Source organism: Micromonospora sp. NPDC049102 (assembly GCF_043197485.1).
In the GTDB taxonomy this organism is placed as follows: Bacteria; Actinomycetota; Actinomycetes; order Mycobacteriales; family Micromonosporaceae; genus Micromonospora.
The window spans coordinates 15,179-33,220 of record NZ_JBICTE010000039.1 but is presented as its reverse complement, the minus strand read 5'-3'; the positions used below and the strand labels follow the sequence as shown (position 1 = coordinate 33,220).

15 protein-coding genes and 1 tRNA gene are annotated in these 18,042 nt (G+C 73.4%); 1 reads left to right on the top strand and 15 read right to left on the bottom strand.

Annotated features, from left to right (window positions below):
• Positions 1–36 precede the first annotated feature (36 nt).
• The 9 genes from ACGFH9_RS27510 to ald form a co-directional block, all read right to left on the bottom strand.
• A tRNA-Pro gene (locus ACGFH9_RS27510) sits at positions 37–110 on the bottom strand.
• Positions 111–284: 174 nt separating this feature from the next.
• Complete coding sequence (der, locus tag ACGFH9_RS27505; RefSeq protein ID WP_393224754.1) at positions 285–1,691, bottom strand: ribosome biogenesis GTPase Der; 1,407 nt, start codon at positions 1,689–1,691, stop codon at positions 285–287.
• The gene (gene cmk, locus ACGFH9_RS27500) at positions 1,688–2,368 is read right to left on the bottom strand and encodes a (d)CMP kinase (protein ID WP_393224796.1); all 681 of its coding nucleotides are present in this window, start codon (positions 2,366–2,368) and stop codon (positions 1,688–1,690) included. The genes der and cmk overlap by 4 nt, the downstream gene beginning before the upstream one ends.
• A 193-nt stretch (positions 2,369–2,561) precedes the next feature.
• Positions 2,562–3,332, bottom strand: a complete 771-nt coding sequence (locus ACGFH9_RS27495; RefSeq protein ID WP_355248377.1) for a pseudouridine synthase — start codon at positions 3,330–3,332, stop codon at positions 2,562–2,564.
• Positions 3,319–4,410: an SMC-Scp complex subunit ScpB gene (gene scpB / locus ACGFH9_RS27490; protein ID WP_393224750.1), complete on the bottom strand. Its 1,092-nt coding sequence runs from the start codon at positions 4,408–4,410 to the stop codon at positions 3,319–3,321. Before scpB ends, ACGFH9_RS27495 begins: the two co-directional genes overlap by 14 nt.
• Positions 4,403–5,389, bottom strand: a complete 987-nt coding sequence (locus tag ACGFH9_RS27485; protein WP_393224747.1) for a segregation and condensation protein A — start codon at positions 5,387–5,389, stop codon at positions 4,403–4,405. Before ACGFH9_RS27485 ends, scpB begins: the two co-directional genes overlap by 8 nt.
• A gap of 41 nt (positions 5,390–5,430) precedes the next feature.
• On the bottom strand, positions 5,431–6,354 hold the full coding sequence (locus tag ACGFH9_RS27480) for a ParA family protein (protein ID WP_357120878.1): 924 nt from the start codon (positions 6,352–6,354) through the stop codon (positions 5,431–5,433).
• A gap of 181 nt (positions 6,355–6,535) precedes the next feature.
• Positions 6,536–7,531, bottom strand: coding sequence for a site-specific tyrosine recombinase XerD (locus ACGFH9_RS27475; RefSeq protein WP_393224794.1), 996 nt, complete (start codon positions 7,529–7,531; stop codon positions 6,536–6,538).
• Positions 7,528–8,643 carry an alanine dehydrogenase gene (gene ald / locus ACGFH9_RS27470; RefSeq protein WP_393224743.1) on the bottom strand — a complete coding sequence of 372 codons (1,116 nt, stop codon included), beginning with the start codon at positions 8,641–8,643 and terminating at the stop codon, positions 7,528–7,530. Before ald ends, ACGFH9_RS27475 begins: the two co-directional genes overlap by 4 nt.
• Positions 8,644–8,936: 293 nt before the next feature.
• Here ald and ACGFH9_RS27465 point away from each other — a divergent pair, with 293 nt between their 5' ends.
• Positions 8,937–9,209, top strand: a complete 273-nt coding sequence (locus tag ACGFH9_RS27465; protein WP_393224740.1) for a TM2 domain-containing protein — start codon at positions 8,937–8,939, stop codon at positions 9,207–9,209.
• 90 nt (positions 9,210–9,299) lie between these two features.
• Here ACGFH9_RS27465 and ACGFH9_RS27460 read toward each other — a convergent pair whose 3' ends face one another.
• The 6 genes from ACGFH9_RS27460 to ACGFH9_RS27435 form a co-directional block, all read right to left on the bottom strand.
• Positions 9,300–9,932: an NUDIX domain-containing protein gene (locus ACGFH9_RS27460; protein ID WP_393224738.1), complete on the bottom strand. Its 633-nt coding sequence runs from the start codon at positions 9,930–9,932 to the stop codon at positions 9,300–9,302.
• A complete protein-coding gene (locus tag ACGFH9_RS27455) occupies positions 9,929–11,674 on the bottom strand; it encodes a CTP synthase (RefSeq protein WP_355624748.1) in 1,746 nt (581 codons plus the stop codon). Before ACGFH9_RS27455 ends, ACGFH9_RS27460 begins: the two co-directional genes overlap by 4 nt.
• Before the next feature lie 164 nt (positions 11,675–11,838).
• A complete protein-coding gene (locus ACGFH9_RS27450; RefSeq protein ID WP_393224734.1) occupies positions 11,839–14,274 on the bottom strand; it encodes a hypothetical protein in 2,436 nt (811 codons plus the stop codon).
• Positions 14,274–15,422 (bottom strand): glycosyltransferase family 4 protein, encoded by a 1,149-nt coding sequence (locus ACGFH9_RS27445; RefSeq protein ID WP_393224731.1) that lies wholly within the window; start codon positions 15,420–15,422, stop codon positions 14,274–14,276. Before ACGFH9_RS27445 ends, ACGFH9_RS27450 begins: the two co-directional genes overlap by 1 nt.
• Before the next feature lie 31 nt (positions 15,423–15,453).
• Positions 15,454–17,145, bottom strand: a complete 1,692-nt coding sequence (gene murJ, locus ACGFH9_RS27440; RefSeq protein ID WP_393224728.1) for a murein biosynthesis integral membrane protein MurJ — start codon at positions 17,143–17,145, stop codon at positions 15,454–15,456.
• Between the two features lies 1 nt (position 17,146).
• A complete protein-coding gene (locus ACGFH9_RS27435; RefSeq protein WP_355248407.1) occupies positions 17,147–18,013 on the bottom strand; it encodes a hypothetical protein in 867 nt (288 codons plus the stop codon).
• Positions 18,014–18,042: the final 29 nt, after the last annotated feature.

Here is an 18,042-nt window from a genome sequence, read left to right as displayed (position 1 = left end):
TGACCAGCGTTTCCGCTGGTCAGGGCTTTTTGTCTGTCGGGACGGCCGGATTCGAACCGACGACCCCTTGACCCCCAGTCAAGTGCGCTACCAAGCTGCGCCACGTCCCGCCCCCGCAGAGTTCCCCCTGCGACAGCCGGTACAGCTTAGCGCAGCACTCCCGAGCCGTCCGCACAGGCCCCACCCGCATTGTCGGGGCAGCGAACCACCCCACAACCCCTGAAGCGTCCTAGGGGGGTGGGCCAGACGGTAACCGTCTGGCCCACCCGAGAAAGCGCCAGGAGTCAGCCGTGCGCCTTGCCCCGGCCGCCGGGGCCGAGCTTCTTGCGCGGGCGTACGGAGATCTCGATGGGGCTGCCCTCGTACCCGAACTCCTCGCGGAGCTTGCGCTCGACGAACCGCTGGTAGCCGGCGTCGAGCGGCCCCGTGGTGAACAGCACGAACCGCGGCGGGGCCACCCCTGCCTGCGTGGCGAACAGGATGCGGGGCGCGCGGCCGCCGCGCACCGGGTGCGGGGTGGCCTGCACGAGCGCGGTGAGCCACTGGTTGAGGTGTGCCGTCGGTACGCGCGTCTCCCAGCTGGCGAGGGCCTTGTTGAGGGCCGGGGCCAGCTTGTCGACGGCGCGGCCGGTCATGGCCGACAGGTTCAGTCGGATCGCCCAGGGAATGCGGCGCAGCTCCCGGTCGATCTCCTTGTCGAGGTAGAACCGGCGGTCGGCGTCGACCAGGTCCCATTTGTTGAACGCGATGACCAGCGCCCGGCCGGCCTCGGTCACCATCGACAGGATCCGCTGGTCCTGCTCGCTGATCGGCTCGCTGGCGTCCAGGAGCACGACGGCCACCTCGGCGGCCTCGATCGCGCCGGCGGTGCGCAGGCTGGCGTAGTACTCGGTGCCGCTGGCCTTGCCGACGCGCTTGCGCAGGCCGGCCGTGTCGACCAGCTGCCAGGTCTGGCCACCGATTTCGACCAGGCTGTCGACCGGGTCCACTGTGGTGCCGGCGACCGAGTCGACGACCGCCCGATCCTCGCCGGAGAAGCGGTTGAGCAGGCTGGACTTGCCCACGTTCGGCCGGCCGACCAGCGCCACCCGGCGCGGTCCACGCGGCCGGTTCTCGACGATCGCCGGGGCCTCCGGCAGCGCGGCGAGAATGGCGTCCAGCAGGTCGCCGGAACCGCGCCCGTGCAGGGCGGACACCGGGAACGGCTCACCGAGGCCGAGCCCCCATAGCGACACGGCCTCCATCTCGATGGAGGTGTTGTCGGCCTTGTTCGCCACCAGGATCACCGGCTTGGCGCTGCGGCGCAGCATCTTCACCGCGGCCTCGTCCACGTCGGTGGAGCCGACCATGGCGTCGACCACGAAGAGGACCACGTCGGCGGTGACCACCGCCGTCTCGGCCTGCGCGGCGATGGCCGCCGCGCGGTCCTTCGCGTCCGGTTCCCAACCGCCGGTGTCCACGACGGTGAACGACCGGCCGTTCCACTGCGCGTCGTACGGCACCCGGTCCCGGGTCACCCCGGGGATGTCCTCCACGACCGCCTGCCGACGGCCGATGATCCGGTTGACGAGGGTGGACTTGCCCACATTGGGACGGCCCACCACGGCCACCACCGGCTGCGGGCCGGTCGGCTCCTCGACGGCGAGGTCAGGCTCGCGCAGCTCGACCCAGCCGATTCCATCGCTACTCATGCCACGCCCCGCTCGGTGAGCAGGTCACGCAGCCGGGCTACGACCTGGTCGATGCCCAGCTCGGTGGTGTCCAGCACGACGGCATCCGGTGCCTGGGCCAGCGGGTTGACCTTGCGGGTCGAGTCGAGCCGGTCGCGGCGGGCCAGGTCGGCGGCGGTGGCCGCCACGTCGGAGGCGTCCTCCGCGCTACGCCGGGCCGCGCGCGCGGCCTCGGAGGCGGTCAGGAAGACCTTCAGGTCGGCGTCCGGCGCCACGACCGAGCCGATGTCCCGGCCCTCGACCACCATCCGGCCCGCGTTGACGATCATCTCGCGCTGCCGGTTGACCAGCAGCTCCCGTACCGCCGGCACGGCGGCGACGGCGGACACCGCCTGGGTCACCTCGGGGCCGCGGATGTACGCGTCCACGCCCACACCGTCGACGGTCACGGCGTACCCCTGCGGGTGGGTGCCGATGTGCAGCTTGACCTCGCCGGCGACCTTGGCCACCGACGCGGCGTCGGTCAGGTCCACGCCGGAGCGCAGCACGGCCCACGTGATCGCCCGGTACATCGCCCCGGTGTCCAGGTAGCGCGCACCGATGCTCACGGCGAGTCGCCGCGACACGGTGGACTTTCCCGAACCGGACGGCCCGTCCACAGCGACCACACATCGCTCGGTCCGTACGTTTTCCTCCACCGTGTCCTCCTCAGCCCGTACCTCGCGGATCGCCCGGTGCTGGCGCCGCAAGCGGTTGTCCATCGTCGTCCATCATGCCCGGGACCCTCGTCGGGCCCGCGCGCGTCGCCGCCCGAGGCGACCCACGCCACCTCCGGCGGCCGCTTCCCGGCCGCTGCGGAGCCTACCGGCAGCCGTACCCCGAACTCGGGGGTCAGTCACCCACCGCGCGGAACAGCGCGGCGACCTCCGCGTTGGTCAGGCGCCGGAGACGCCCGGTGCGCAGATCGCCCAACCGGATCGGTCCGATCGAGGTACGCACCAGACGGGTGACCGGGTGCCCGACCTCGTCCATCAACCGCCGGACGATGTGCTTGCGGCCCTCGTGCAGGCTCAGCTCCACCTGGGCGCTCTTGCCCAGGGTGCCCACCACCTTGAACGAGTCGACCTTGACCGGCCCGTCCTCCAGCTCGATACCGGCGAGGAGCCGCTTGCTCAGGTTGCGCGGGATCGGCCCGACCACCTCGGCCAGGTAGGTCTTCAGCACCTCGTAGGAGGGGTGCATGAGCTTGTGCGCGAGGTTGCCGTCGTTGGTGAGCAGCAGCAGGCCCTCGCTGTCCGCGTCGAGCCGCCCGACGTGGTAGACCCGCTGGTCCAACCGGTTGCCGATGAACTCGGCCAGTTCGTTGCGCCCCTTGTCGTCCGACATGGTGGTGACCACACCGCGCGGCTTGTTCATCGCCACGTAGACGAGGCGGACGTCGACCTGGAGGCGCTCGCCGTCCACGTGGATCACGGCGTTGGCCGGGTCGACCTTGTCGCCGAGCTTGGCCACGCGCCCGTCCACGGTGACCCGACGCCGGAAGATCAGATCCTCACAGGCGCGGCGGGAACCCACGCCGGCGGCGGCGAGCACCTTCTGCAGGCGTTCCGCGCCCTCGTAGACGGGGGCGTCGGACTTCGGGGAACGGTTATCGGGTCGCATCGGCAAGCTCTTCTACGTCGTCGGGCAGGAAGGGTGCGAGAGGTGGCAATTCGTCGACGGTGTTCAGCCCGAGCTTCTCCAGGAACAGCGTGGTGGTCCGGTAGAGGAACGCCCCGCTGTCCGATTCGGTGCCGCACTCCTCGACGAGGCCGCGAGTGACCAGCGTACGGATGACGCCGTCGCAGTTGACACCCCGGATGGCCGAGATCCGCGACCGGGTCACCGGCTGCTTGTACGCGACCACGGCCAGAGTCTCCAACGCCGCCTGGGTCAGCCGCACGGACTGCCCGTCCAGGACGAACCGCTCGACGTACGTAGCGTATTCCGGCCGGGTGTACAACCGCCAACCGCCGGCCGCCCGGCGCAGCTCGAACCCGTACCCGGCGGCCGTGTAGCCGGCCGCGATGTCGTCGAGCATCGGCCCGATCCGCTCGGCCGGTTGCTCGAGCACCTGGGCCAGGACCAGCTCGCTGACCGGTTCGTCCACCACCAGGAGGATCGCCTCCAGCGCGCCGCGCAGCTCGGCGTCGGGCAGGTCGGGCGCGGGCTCCGGCACGACAGCCGCCCGCCGCCGCCCCACGGGCTCCCGCCGGGGTACGCCCCGACCCGCCGCCCCAGCCGGCACCGGGCCCTCGTCGGCCCCGGTCGTCACCCGGCCCTCGTCGGCCCCAGTGGTCACCCGGCCCTCGTCGGCCTCGGTTGCCACCGCTGGTGTCGCCGCCTCTGCGGAAACGGCGGGCTCGGGCGTCTCGCTGGACCCGATCGCCACTGTGGTGTCGGCGGCCACGCTCGGCTCGGCTGGATCAGCGGCCTCAGCGAAAGCGGTCCCTGGCTCGGCGGGTGCCGTCTCTGCCTCAGCGGAGGCCTTCTCCACCCCAGCGGAAGGCGACTCCACCTCAGCGGGGGCGGCCTCCATCTCAGCGGGGGCCGACTCCACCCCAGCGGGGACGGTTTCCACTTCGGCAGGTGCGGCCTCGGCCTGGGCGGGTGCGGTGGTGGGGGCCGGCGGGCGTTCCCACGGCGGAACCCAGGCGGCGGCCTGGTCAGCCAGCGAGTCGCGGCGTTCCTCGTCACTCATCCGGCTCACCCTCCGTCGTTCCCGTCCCGGCCGAACCGCCGGCCACCCCCGCCACCACCGGCCCCGCCGCGTCCGGCCCGTTGAGCGGGTCGGGCTCGGTGGGCGGGTCGGACTCGGTGGGCGGGTCAGGCTCGGCTGCGACGCCGGCGTACTCGTCGACGTGCAGGTCGGTCTCGCCGTCGGCGGGGCCCGTCCAGCGGACGGTCAGCTCCTCCAGGGCCTGCTCCTGCACGAAGGCCACCAGACCCTCCCGGTACAGCTCCAGCAGCGCCAGGAACCGCGCCACCACCTCCAGGGTGGCCTCGCAGTCGGCGCAGAGCAGCGAGAACGTCGCCGTGCCGGCCCGGCGTAGCCGGGCGGTGAGGATCGCCGCGTGTTCCCGCACGCTGACCCGCACCATGTGCACGTGGGCGATGGACACCTCCGGCGCCACCTTCGGGGTCATCGCCTTCACGGCCAGCTTCAGCAGCCGCTGCGGGCCGATGCCGAGCACCAGGTCGGGCAGCGCCTCGGCGTAGCGGGGCTCCAGGCTCACCGCGCGGGGGTAGCGCCGGCCGCCGACCGCCTCCAACTCGGCGATGTGGGCCGCCGCCTCCTTGTACGCCTTGTACTGCAACAGGCGGGCGAAAAGCAGGTCGCGGGCCTCCAGCAGGGCGAGGTCCTCCTCGTCCTCCACGTCGGCGGAGGGCAGCAGCCGGGCGGCCTTCAGGTCGAGCAGGGTCGCGGCGATGAGCAGGAACTCGCTGGCCTCGTCGAGGTCCCAGTCGTCGCCCATGGCCCGGATGTAGGCGATGAACTCGTCGGTGACCGTGTGCAGGGCCACCTCGGTGACGTCGAGCTTGTGTTTGCCGATGAGCTGCAACAGCAGGTCGAAGGGGCCGGTGAAGTTGGCCAGTCGCACCGTGAACCCAGCGGACTGCGCACCGTCGACCACGGCCGGATCGGCGGTGTCGGGCGGGTCGAGGGGTGGCGCGGTCACCGCACGACCGTAGTCCACGAGGCGGGCACCGGGCGTTCCGGCTACCGCTCCGACTGGGCGGCGATCACCTCGCGGGCCAGCTGACGGTAGTTGCGCGCCCCGGAGGAGGCCGGATCCATCGTCGTGATCGGGGCACCGGCCACGGTGGACTCGGGGAACTTCACCGTCTTGGTGATGACCGTCTGGTAGACCTTGTCGCCGAACGCCTCGACCACCCGCTGCAACACCTGGCGGCAGTGGGTGGTGCGGCTGTCGTACATGGTGGCGAGGATGCCCTCGAGCTCCAGGTCGAAGTTGAGGCGTTCACGCACCTTGTCGATGGTGTCGAGCAGCAGGGCCACACCACGCAGGCTGAAGAACTCGCACTCGAGCGGGATGAGCACGCCGTGTGCGACGGTCAGCGCGTTGATCGCCAGCAGGCCGAGCGAGGGCTGGCAGTCGATCAGGATGTAGTCGTACTCCTTGCGGACCGAGCGCAGGACCCGGGCCAGGGCCATCTCCCGGGCGACCTCGTTGACGAGTTGGATCTCGGCGGCGGAGAGGTCGATGTTGGCCGGCAGCAGGTGCAGACCCGCGACGTCGGTCTTGATGAGGACGTCCTCGGCGGTCACGTCGTCCTGCATGAGCAGGTTGTAGACGGACAGGTCGAGGTTGTGCGGGTTGACGCCCAGGCCCACCGAGAGCGCGCCCTGCGGGTCGAAGTCGACGAGCAGCACCTTGCGGCCGTACTCGGCGAGAGCGGCGCCCAGGTTGATAGTGGTGGTGGTCTTGCCGACGCCACCCTTCTGGTTGGCCATCGCGATAATGCGCGCCGGACCGTGCCGATCGGTGGGCATCGGCTCGGGGATGGGCTTGCGCATCGTGTAGGCGGCCGGGTCGGCCGGACCCAGGTCGTTTCCGAGCGCGGCCTGCTGCTCGCGGAGCTCCGACGTCCACGTCTCGGCACGGTCACCGTTGCCAGCCATGTGCTCGTTGCCCCCTCCCGACGACCCACCCGGCGTCGGAGCCGTCCGACGTCCTTCGCGGCGCCGCTGCGCACCCCGGTCGTGTCGCCCCAGGAGGTCCGCGCCGATGCCGACTGTACGCCACCGACCAGCAGGGCGTTCGGCACCGGCCCGGCGTGTCGGGGTCGGTGCTGGCCGGGCGTCAGTCGCGGGCGCGCGGGTGGGCCGTGGCGTACACCTCGCGCAGCCGTTCGACGGTGACGAGGGTGTAGACCTGGGTGGTGGTCACCGAGGCATGGCCGAGCAGTTCCTGGACGACCCGCACGTCGGCGCCGCCGTCGAGCAGGTGTGTCGCGTACGAGTGGCGCAGGGTGTGCGGGGACACCGCCGACGGTCCGTCCACCGGCAGTCCGGCGCGGGCGGCGGCGTGGCGCAGGATCATCCAGGCGCCCTGCCGGGACAGCGCGCCACCCCGGGCGTTGAGGAAGACCGCGGGGGTGCCCCGGCCGGCGGCGGCCAGGGCGGGGCGGGCCCGGACCAGGTAGGCGCGGACCGCGTCGACGGCGTACCCGCCGATCGGGACGAGGCGCATCCGGCCGCCCTTGCCGCGCAGCAGCACGGTGCCCTCGTCAACGTCCAGGTCGTCGATGGCGGCGCCGGTCGCCTCGGAGATCCGCGCGCCGGTGCCGTACAGGAACTCCAACAGCGCCCGGTCGCGCAGCGCGAGCGCCGCGCCGTCGCCGGTCGCGGTGACCGGGCCGGCGGTCTCCAGCAGCCGGACCACGTCGTCGACCCCCAGCGCGCGGGGTAGCCGGCGCGGCGGGGTGGGCGGGCGGACGTCCCGGCTCGGGTCGGCGCCGGCCAGCCCCTCGCGCAGGGCGAACCGGTGCAGGCCGCGGACCGCGCTGGCCGCGCGGGCGGCCGACGACACGGCCAGGGGCGGATGGTCGTCGTCGCCGGCGCGCAGTCGGGCCAGGTGCGACTCGACGACGCCGGGGGCGACCGACGCGAGGTCGGCGACGCCGACCTCGGCCAGGGTCGTGAGATAACGGTCCAGATCCCGGCGGTACGAGGCGAGGGTGTTCGCGGACAGGCCGCGCTCGACGGTGAGGTGGTCGAGGTAGCCGCGCACGGCACGGCGCAGGGCCGGCGCGGGCTCGACGCCCGCACCGGCCCGTTCGACAGTGGAGTCGGTCAGCCCAGGACCTCGGCCAGCGGGAGCACGGGCATGCCGTGCGCCTCGGCGACCGGGCCGTAGGTGACCTGGCCGTCGTGGGTGTTGAGGCCCAGCGCCAACGCCGGATCGTTGCGCAGCGCGTCCCGCCAGCCCTGGTTGGCCAGCTCCAGCGCGTACGGCAGGGTGACGTTGGTCAGCGCGTACGTGCTGGTGTTCGGCACCGCGCCGGGCATGTTCGCCACGCAGTAGAAGATCGACTCGTGCACCTTGTAGACCGGGTCGGCGTGCGTGGTGGGGCGCGAGTCCTCGAAGCAGCCGCCCTGGTCGATGGCGATGTCGACGAGCACGCTGCCCGGCTTCATCCGCGAGACCAGCTCGTTGGGGATGAGCGTCGGGGCCTTCGCGCCGGGCACCAGCACCGCGCCGATGACCAGGTCGGCGTCGAGGACGGCCCGCTCGATCTCGTACGCGTTGGAGGCGACGGTCTGCAGGTGACCCCGGTAGATGGCGTCGGCCTGGCGCAGGCGGGCGACGTTCTTGTCCAGCAGCAGGACCTCGGACTGCAGGCCCAGGGCGATGGCGGCCGCGTTCATGCCGGAGACGCCGGCGCCGATGACGACGGTCTTGGCCGCGTACACGCCGGAGACGCCGCCGGGCAGCACACCTCGACCACCACCGGTACGCATCATGTAGAACGCGCCCACCTGCGGGGCGAGCCGGCCCGCGACCTCGGACATCGGCGCGAGCAGCGGCAGCGACCTGTCGGGCAGCTCGACGGTCTCGTACGCGATGCCGGTGACCTTGCGGTCGATCAGCGCGTCCGTGCACCCCTTGGAGGCGGCCAGGTGCAGGTAGGTGAAGAGCACCTGCCCCTCGTGCATCCGGTGGTACTCCTCGGCGATCGGCTCCTTGACCTTGAGCACCAGCTCGGCGGTGTCCCACACCTCGTCGGCGGTGTCGAGGATCTTCGCGCCGGCGGCGGCGAACTCCTCGTCGGTGATGCTGGAGCCGACGCCGGCGCCGGACTCGACGAAGACCTGGTGGCCGCTGCGGGTGAACTCGTTGACGCCCGCCGGCGTAATCGCCACGCGGTACTCGTGGTTCTTGACCTCGCGGGGGATTCCGACCTTCACGATGCAGACACCTCTCTTCGGGGCTGAGCTCCCCCGACTGCTCGGTGCCACGGCGGCCCCATTGCCGCCGCGGTCCACCGGTCCCGCCGGCGGCAGTCTAGGCGCGCCCAGGCCCGCCGTACGCCAGCACAGTGGCATCCGGTGCCGGGGTTACCTGACGGTGTGTCAGGGCACGGGCCGGGCCGGTGGTGGGAGGGTGACCTCAACCGTCAGGACAGTGTTCGCCCATTATCGTCCCATCTGCTGAGTGGCGGTACGGACAGCGAACGAGTGGATCACTAGTGTGTCCGCCCATGACCACTCCTCCTTACGAGCAGGGGTACCCGCAGCCCGGGTACCCCCAGGGCGTTTCCGACAAGAGCAAGGTCGTCGCGGGCGTTCTCGGCATCGTGCTGGGCTTCTTCGGCGCAGGCCGGTTCTACATGGGCGACATCAAGATTGGTGTGCTGCAGCTCGTCGTCAGCGTGTGCACCCTCGGCTTCGGCAGCATCTGGGGCTTCGTCGACGGAATCCTCATCCTCATCAACGGCGGCACGGACGCGCAGGGCCGCCCGCTGCGGGACTGACCTGCCACGACGGCATACGAAGGGGCCCCGCGGCTGACCGCGGGGCCCCCTTTGCGCGTACTCACCGATCGGCTGGACCGGCGGCGGCGATCAACGCCGCAGCGGTGCCTCCGCCCGGCGCAAAGCCGCGAAACCCGTGTCCCGGCCGCGCGCCGCCGCGAGCAGCCCGGCCACCGCGGACGCGTTGGTGATCTCGCCGGCCAGGACCAGGTCGACGGCCTCGTCCAGGTCGACGCGGACGACCTGGAGGTCGGCCTCCTCGTCGTGGCGCTCGTGCCGCTCCCCCGCCGGCACGTCGGCCAGGTCGCGGGCCAGGAAGACCCGGACGATCTCGTTGGTGAACCCGGGCGAGCTGTGCAGGTCGACGAGCACGTCGATCCGCCCGGCGGTGAGGTCGGCCTCCTCGGCCAGTTCCCGCAGCGCGGCGGCCGGCAGCTCCTCGCCGGAGACGTCCATCAGGCCGGCCGGCAGCTCCCACAGGTGCCGGCCGATCGGGTGCCGGTACTGCCGGATCAGCACCACCTGGCCGGCGTCGTCGAGGGCCACCACGGCGACCGCCCCGACGTGCCGCACCAGGTCACGCCGCCCGGTGCCACCGCCCGGCATGGTCACCTCCTCGGTGACCACCTCGAAGATCGGCCCGCGGTAGCGCTCGGTGCGGGAGCGGACCTCGTAGCGGTGCTCGCTCCCGGCGTCGCCCCGCTGCTGAACCTGCTCGCTCACGCCGACGCCTTCGACGCGGCGCCGTTGCGGGCGGCCTTGCGCGCGGACGGTGCCTCCGACGCGGCCTCGATGTCGACCGGCAACTGGTCGGCCTGCGAGTACGCCACGGCGGCCTTGACGAACGACGCGAACAGCGGGTGCGGGCGGGTGGGACGGCTCTTGAGCTCCGGGTGCGCCTGCGTGGCCACGAAGAACGGGTGCAGATCGCGGTCCAGCTCGATGAACTCGACCAGCCGGCCGTCCGGCGAGGTGCCGGAGATGTGCAGACCCGCCTTGGTCAGCGCGTCCCGGTAGGCGTTGTTGACCTCGTAACGGTGCCGGTGCCGCTCGCTGACGTCGGTGCTGCCGTACGCCTCGGCGACGATCGAGCCCTCGGTCAGCGTCGCCGGGTACGCACCGAGCCGCATGGTGCCGCCCAGGTCGCCCTTGCCGGCGACAATGTCCTCCTGGTCGGCCATCGTGGCGATGACCGGGTGCGCCGCCTGCTCGTCGAATTCCAGCGAGTTGGCGCCGTCCAGGCCGGCGAGGTGTCGGGCCACCTCGATCGTCATGCACTGCAGGCCGAGGCAGAGGCCGAGCAGCGGGATGCCGTTCTCGCGGGCGTACCGGGCCGTGCCGATCTTGCCTTCGATGCCGCGCACGCCGAAGCCGCCCGGGATGAGGATGCCGTCCACGCCGGCCAGGGCCGCCGCCGCGCCGGCCGGGGTGACGCACTCGTCGCTGGGCACCCACTTGAGCTGCACCCGGGACCGGTTACCGAACCCGGCCGCCCGGATCGCCTCGCTCACCGACAGGTACGCGTCGGGCAGGTCGACGTACTTGCCGACCACCGCGACGGTCACCGTGTGCCGGGGGCGGTGCACCCGCTCCAGCAGGTCGTCCCAGCTCGCCCAGTCCACGTCCCGGAACGACAACCCGAGCCGGCGCACCACGTACGCGTCGAGACCCTCGCGGTGCAGCACCTTGGGGATGTCGTAGATGCTCGGAGCATCCGGTGCGGCGACCACCGCCTCGCGGTCGACGTCGCAGTAGAGCGACAGCTTCTCCTTGAGCTTCTCCGGGATCTCCCGGTCGCACCGCAGCACGATCGCGTCCGGCTGGATACCGATGTTGCGCAGCTGCGCCACGGAGTGCTGGGTCGGCTTGGTCTTCAACTCCCCCGATGGCGCGAGGTACGGCACCAGCGAGACATGCAGGTAGAAGCAGTTGTCCCGGCCCAGGTCGTGGCGGACCTGACGGATCGCCTCCAGGAACGGCAGCGACTCGATGTCGCCGACGGTCCCGCCCACCTCGGTGATGACGACGTCGGGCAGGACGCCGTCGTCGTCCGGGTCCGCCATCGCCAGGATCCGCGCCTTGATCTCGTTGGTGATGTGCGGGATGACCTGGACGGTGTCGCCCAGGTACTCGCCGCGGCGCTCCTTGGCGATCACGTCCGAGTAGATCTGCCCGGTGGTGACGTTCGCCTTGCCGGACAACGCCCGGTCGAGGAACCGCTCGTAGTGCCCGACGTCGAGGTCGGTCTCGGCGCCGTCCTCGGTGACGAAGACCTCGCCGTGCTGGAACGGGTTCATCGTCCCCGGGTCGACGTTCAGGTAGGGGTCGAGCTTCTGCATCACCACGCGCAGACCGCGCGCGGTCAACAAGTTGCCGAGGCTGGAGGCGGTGAGGCCCTTACCCAGCGAGGAGGCGACGCCCCCGGTGACGAAAATGTGCCTGGTCGTCCGTGCTGATGGGGCCAAGGCCTGCTCCCGTGTCGTCTGTCGCGGTCATGCAGACCGCCGTGCTCGATCACCGAAGTGATTACGCGATCCACGGGATTCCACGGTAACACCTTCACGACGGGTACTCGCAGGCCGCACCCCGGGTGGGGACAGGAACGGGCCACCCGGGCGACGTCCGGCGGTCAGGGGGTGGCAACCTCGCTCGATGGCCGGGCCACCGGGGCGTCCGCCGGCCGTCGTTGCGCCGGAGCGGGCGGTGCCGTGGTGCCGGCGTCCGCCGTCGGGTCCTCCGGCCGGTCGTCCCCGTCGGCCACCGGGGGCTCCGCGGGCGCGCCCGGGTCCGGTTCCGGCCGCAGGACGACCGCGCGGGGTGCCGCGGCGGGTGGTCCGTTGATCGGCCGCGGGTGACCCGCTCCCAGCGGTCCACCGCCACCGCTCGGACCGTCACCCCCGCCGGCCGGCCCGTCACCCCCGGCGCCCGAACCGTCGTCCGCCTCGTCCTCGCGGGCGCGGCCCGTGCCGGGGCGCGTGCGGTCGGCGGCGTGCCCGAGAACCCGCAGGGACGTCAACGCGGCCATCGGCACCACCAGGGCGGCCGCCGCGCCGGCCACGTCCAGTGCCGCGCCGTCGAGCACGCCGCCCAGCACCGCCGCGACCGCCGTGCCGCCCAGCGCGGCCCGCACCGCCGGGTAGATGCCGAAGAGCCGCATGAGCCCGCCCCACGGCTGCAGCAGGGCGAACCACACCAGCAGACCACCGGCCAGCGCCAGCACGGTCAACGGGCTGTTCACCAACGTCTCGAAGTTCGCGGTGCTGGACCGGTGCACGGTGAACCCGCCGGTGCCGTCGCCCACCGCGGACAGGAATCGGCCGAGGCTCCCCCGCTCGGCCGCCGGCCGGCGCAGGTCCACCACGGCGAAGCCGATGCCGACCGCCAGCGCGGCCATGGTGGCCCACGCCAGTCGGCTGATGGTCAGCCAGCCGCCGGCGCTGATCGCCGCCGCCACGCTGAGCCCGGCGGTCAGCGCGATCGCGCCGACCGGGTCGCCGCCCAGGTAGGGGCTCCCGACCACCACCACGGCGAGGCCGCCCACGGCGACCATCACCGCCGGCCTCCACCGACGGTGTACGCGCTGGGCGAGCCACCCGCCGGTGACCAGAGCGCCGGCGAGGAACACCCCCAGCCCGACCGTGCTCAGCCCGGCGTAGCGGCCACCCTGCAACGCCGAGTAGCCGACCACCCCGTTGAGCTGGAGTCGGGCGCCGGTCAGCACGTCCACCCCGATGACAAGTGTCGTGAGGCCGGCCGCCGCGCCGAACGGGCCGAGCGTCTTCGCGTACCCGGGAGCGAACCGGACCGCGGCGGTGCCCACCGCGACCAGCAGCGCGGTGACCCCGCCGAAGATCCACCCCGGGTGCCCGCCCCGCCACCAGGGGACGGCGTCGGCCAGCAACGCGGCCGGCACCGTCAACGCCGCCGCGACCAGCAGCAGCTCCACCACCGCCACGACACGGGCGGAGACCGGGGTGGGGCCGGTCGGACCAGCGTGCGGTCGCGCGCGGCGCAGCAGCGGCAACACGGCCAGGGCCAGCAGCACCTGCAGCCCGGCGAGCAGCGTGAAGAACCCGCCGGAGACGCTCCGCTGGGCGGACGCCTCCCGGTCGGCGTCCGCCGGCGCGTTGATCGCCTCGGTCAGGTCTGCCGGTCGGCCGCCGGTGCTGACCGCCGGTCGGCCGAGGAACAGGCGCTCCGGCATCGGCCGCCCGAGCGCGGCCAGCGCCGTCGGCGCGAGGTCGACGAGCTGGAGGTAACCCTCACGGCCGGTGCTGGCCGAGGTGAGCCAGCCCCGCTCCCAGCCCGGCCCGTCGGCGATCGCCACATGCAACCGCGACGGCTGCTCGGTGTCGGAGATGCCGGCGACCAGCACCAACGACCGCGGCGGGCGGGCCGCCAGGACCCGGGCCAACTGGGCGTCGGCCGCCCGCGCCTCCTCGGCGCGCGCCGCCGGGTCGGTCCCCTCGATCGTGCCGAGGTCGACGATGCTCAGCACACACGAACCGAGCAGCCGACGCGGATCGGCCGGCAGACCCGCGGCGTACCTGTCGACCCGGCCGAACGGGCGGGCGGCGGCCACGGCGGCCCCCGGCCCCACGGCGACCGAGCAACGCACCGACTCCGACAGCGACCCGGGCAGGGTCCCCCACGGCAGCCGCTGCTGGTTGTACTGGACCACGCTCTCCTGGTCGGGCAGGTTCGCGCCGATCCCGTCCGGCTGTTCCACTGCCACACCGGCCGGCGGGCAGCCACCGTCGGTTCGGGTGCCGTTCCACCCGGCGAAACTGCCCGCGCCGACGGTCAGCCAGCCGTCCAACGGGCAGGTGGGCCGGTGCGCGGACCGCACCGACAGGGACCCGATCGACCCCTCCTGGGCCATCCGCCACAACGTCGGGGTGCTCTGCTTGTCGACGTCCTCCCAGCGCAGCCCCGCGACCCCGGCGAGCACCACGAAGTCGGCGGTGCGCTGCGGGGCGCCCTGGGGCGGCCGGACGGCCAGCGCGGCGACGCCCAACGCCACCACGAGCACGGTCAGCAGGGCCGGAGCGAGTCGGCGCACCATCACCGGTGTCCCGTCATCGGAGCGTCGGAGCCGGGGGCCGCCGGATGGGCGGCCAGTTCGGCGTACAGGGCCTCCAGCACGGCCACCGTGTCCGTCTCGGTGGGCCACGTCGCCGCCCGTTCGGCGCCACGCCGACCCAGCTCGGCCCGCGCCGCCGGGTCGTCGAGCAACGCGCGCACGGTCGTGTCGACCGCGTCCACGTCGACCGAGGGGATCAGGGCGGCGGCGTCACCGACCAGCTCCGGCAGGCCGCCCACCGCGGTCGTCACCAGCGGTACGCCGGCCCGCATCGCCTCCTGGGCGAACAGCTGCCGTGCCTCCCAGTCGCTGGTCACCACCGCGAGGTCGGCTCCGGCGAGCAGGTCGGCCACGTCGGTGCGGTGCCCCAGCAGGGTCACCGGAGCCCGCGCCGCCGAGATCCGGGCGGCCAACGCCAGGTACGCCGGGCCGCTGCCGGCGATCACCACGACCGGCGGTGGGGTACGCGTACGCCAACGGGCCGCCGCGTCGACCAGCACGTCGTACCGCTTCTGCGGGTGCAGCCGCCCCACCGAGAGGATCAACGGCTGCTCCGGCCGTACGCCGAACTCGGCGCGGACGGCGTCACGACGTCGACGCGGCACGGGCAGCGTCGGGGCGGCGACCGGGGCGAGGCGGGCGTCGGCGGCGCCCAGCGCGGCGGCCCGCTCGACCAGGTCGGCGGAGGCACCGAGAGCCACCCGGGCGTTGCGCGCCACCACCCGCTCGACCAGCCGCGAGACCCCGCCGCGCAGCCCGCCCGCGAGGACCGCGTTGTGCCAGGTCACCACCAGCGGGGCAGCCGGACGGGCCAGGACGGCGACGAGACCGGCACGCAGGCCGTGCGCGTGCACCACGTCGACGGGGGCCGCCGCGAGCGCCCGCCGCAGGGCGAGTACCGCCCGCGCGTCGGCCGGGGTCGGGCTGGCGGGGATCTCCACCGGTTCGAAACGCGCGCCGACGCCGGTGAAGTCGAACTGCTCCTGCGTCGCCGCCGGCCCGCAGACCAGCACGTGCGCCCCGGACGCCACGAGCCCGCGCGCCACCGAACGGACGTGTTGGCCGACGCCACCGGTGCTGGACGCCAGCAGCAGCGCCACGGAGCCCGACCAGCCGCTCGTCGCCGTCATGCCGGCCACCGCCGGTTGGTGTTGACAACGCTCACCGAACCGCCGTCTCCTTCCCGTCGCCCCGCTCCGGGGGAACCGCGCCCGGTGTCGACGTACCGGCCCGGCCCGCCTGGCCCCGCCGGAGGCGGCGCACCACCCCGGTCAGCAGCGGCCGCACGTCCCGTCGGTCGACGAACCAGACCACGACGAGGAACACGACACCGACCAGGACCCCGGACAGCATGCCCTGACCGAGCGCCACGGCCGTCGTCGGGGTGCCGCCGTCCAGTCTGTCGAGCCAGCGGCTCAGGCCCAGCCCGGCGAGCGCGGCGAGCAGCCCGGCCAGGAGACCGGCTGCGCCGGCGCGCGCCGCACCGGCCAGCGCGGGCGCGCCCGCGGCGCGCCGCACCGCGGCGACCAGCAGCACACCGAGCACCACCATGCCCACCGAGTTCGCGGACGTCACGGCGAGCACCCGGTCGGTCAACGGCAGGAGCCTGCCGAGCAGCAGGACCGCGGCGGGCACCACGAGGAAGCCGACGGCGGTCGCCACCGTCGCCGCACGGGTCTGCCCGCGCGCGTAGAGCGCCCGGGTGAGGATCGCGAAGAGTCCGTACCCGACCAGGCCCGGGGCGTACCCGATGATCGCCGCGGCGGCGGTCGGCGCGGTGGACGCGGGAAAGAAGAAGTGCCCGATCGGGCCCGCCGTCCCGACCAGGGCTGCCGCGCCGAGGCAACTGAACAGCAGCACCCCGCGCACGGCCGGTGCCAGGGTCGCCCGGTAGGAGTCCTCGTCGCCGGCCGAGCGGGCCGCCGCGAGGGTCGGGTAGGCGGCCACGGCCAGCGGCACCGCCAGCACCGCCCACGGCAGCAGGTAGACGGTCTGCGCCAGGTTGTAGACGCCGGGATTGCTGCGCGCGCCCGCGGTCACCTGGTTCAGGCTGACGATCAGGGCGATCTGCTGCGTGGTGACCGTGACCGCGCCCGCCACCGCCAGAGCGCCGACCCGGCCCCGCGCGTCGGTGGGGAAACCGAACTCGGGCCGCGCCCCCAGGCGTAGCCGGCGGACCGGGACGAGCAGCGACAGCGACAGCACCACCACGCCCAGGGTGGTGCCGGCGGAGAGCAGCACCTCGCCGCCCGGGCTCACCCCGGCGACCGTGGCGTACCGGCCCTGGGTGGCCGTGAACCCGAGGTAGACGACGATCACCGTGAGGCTGGACAGCAGCGGAGCGAGCACCGGCCAGGCGAACCGGCGGTGCGCCTGGAGCACACCGGTGAGCACGATGCCGACCCCGTACAGCGGTAGCTGCGGCGCGAAGATCCGCAGCATCCGTACCCCGCTGTGCTGCTGGGCGTCGGTGAGGTGGTGCCCGAGCGAGTCGACCACCGGACCGGCGAACAGCGCCACGAGCAGTGCGAGCGGCACCAGCAGGGCCAGTGTCCAGGTGAGCAGCGCGCCGGTGGTCCGGGCGACAGTCGTACGGTCACCGGCCTCGACCGCTCCGGCCAGGAGCGGTACGACCAGGCTCGCCAGTGCGCCACCGGCGACGATCTCGAAGATGAAGTTCGGCACGGCGTTGGCCACCACGTAGGTACCGCCGAGATCGGTATTCCCGAGACTCCAGGTGAACAGGGCGGTCCGGCCGAAGCCGGCGAGCCGGCTGAACACGGTGAGGACGGCGATGAGCGCGGCTGCCCCGGCAAGCCGGCCGACGCCGGCGAGGGGTGCGAATCTGGTCACGTCAGTCGGCGCGTCGACCCAGTGCGTCGAGTTCCCGCAGCCCCGGGGTCCGCTGGATCACCGCCGTGAAGCTGACCTTCTCGCTGGCGGCGGTGAGCCCGGCCAGCACGGCGAGCAGGCCGGCGCGGCCCAGCGGGCCGCTCCGGGCGGCCAGCGCGACGCCGAGCAGCGCGCCGAGCGCGTTCGCGCCGCTGTCGCCGACCATGACGTCCTCGGACAGGTCGTCGCCGAGCAGGCCGGCGGCGGCACCGGCGGCACCGGCGGCGATCCCGCCGTGCGGGCCACCCGCCAGCGGGGCGCCCAGCAGCAGGCCGGACTTGATGGCCCGGCCGGGCCGCAGGTCGAGCAGGTTGAGCAGGTTGGCGGTGCCCGCGATCACGCCGGCGCCGAGCAGCACGTCGACGCCCCGGCCGAACGCGCCGTGCCGCTGCCGGCGCGGATGCGCGGCGACGCGGGGGTCGGCGGCGAGCAACGCGGCGGCGCCCAGCCCGGCCGCGCCCACCCCGACGACCTTGACGAGCCCGGCGGTGACGCGGCCCTCGCGCAGCGCGGCGAGGTGCCCGGCGAAGCCCTTGGCCGCCTTCTGCTCCGGGCGCGCCCCGACCACGTCGTCGTAGAGCCCGACACCACCGGCGCCGAGGCCGGCGACCAGGGCAGCCCCACCGGAGGCGGCGCTGGTGGCGCCGAACACGCCAGCGGCGGTCGCGCCGGCGGCGAGCGCCGGCCCGGCGGCGAGGGTCACGGTCCGACCGCGGAAGTTGGTGCGTTCCAGCGCCGGACCCACCGGGGCGGTCCGCACCTCGCGCAGCGCGTACCGGGCGGCGGCAGCGCCGGCGGCGGCGATCAACAGCCGACCCAGCGTGCTCATGCCGGCACCTCGTCGATTACGGACACGGC

Bases quoted from the DNA above. Each gene is read 5' to 3' on its own strand.
- der (WP_393224754.1), bottom strand. From the start codon at position 1,691: ATGAGTAGCGATGGAATCGGCTGGGTCGAGCTGCGCGAGCCTGACCTC.
- scpB (WP_393224750.1), bottom strand. From the start codon at position 4,410: ATGAGTGACGAGGAACGCCGCGACTCGCTGGCTGACCAGGCCGCCGCC.
- ACGFH9_RS27495 (WP_355248377.1), bottom strand. From the start codon at position 3,332: ATGCGACCCGATAACCGTTCCCCGAAGTCCGACGCCCCCGTCTACGAG.
- ACGFH9_RS27465 (WP_393224740.1), top strand. From the start codon at position 8,937: ATGACCACTCCTCCTTACGAGCAGGGGTACCCGCAGCCCGGGTACCCC.
- ACGFH9_RS27435 (WP_355248407.1), bottom strand. From the start codon at position 18,013: ATGAGCACGCTGGGTCGGCTGTTGATCGCCGCCGCCGGCGCTGCCGCC.
- ACGFH9_RS27445 (WP_393224731.1), bottom strand. From the start codon at position 15,422: ATGACGGCGACGAGCGGCTGGTCGGGCTCCGTGGCGCTGCTGCTGGCG.
- ACGFH9_RS27450 (WP_393224734.1), bottom strand. From the start codon at position 14,274: ATGGTGCGCCGACTCGCTCCGGCCCTGCTGACCGTGCTCGTGGTGGCG.
- ACGFH9_RS27480 (WP_357120878.1), bottom strand. From the start codon at position 6,354: ATGGCTGGCAACGGTGACCGTGCCGAGACGTGGACGTCGGAGCTCCGC.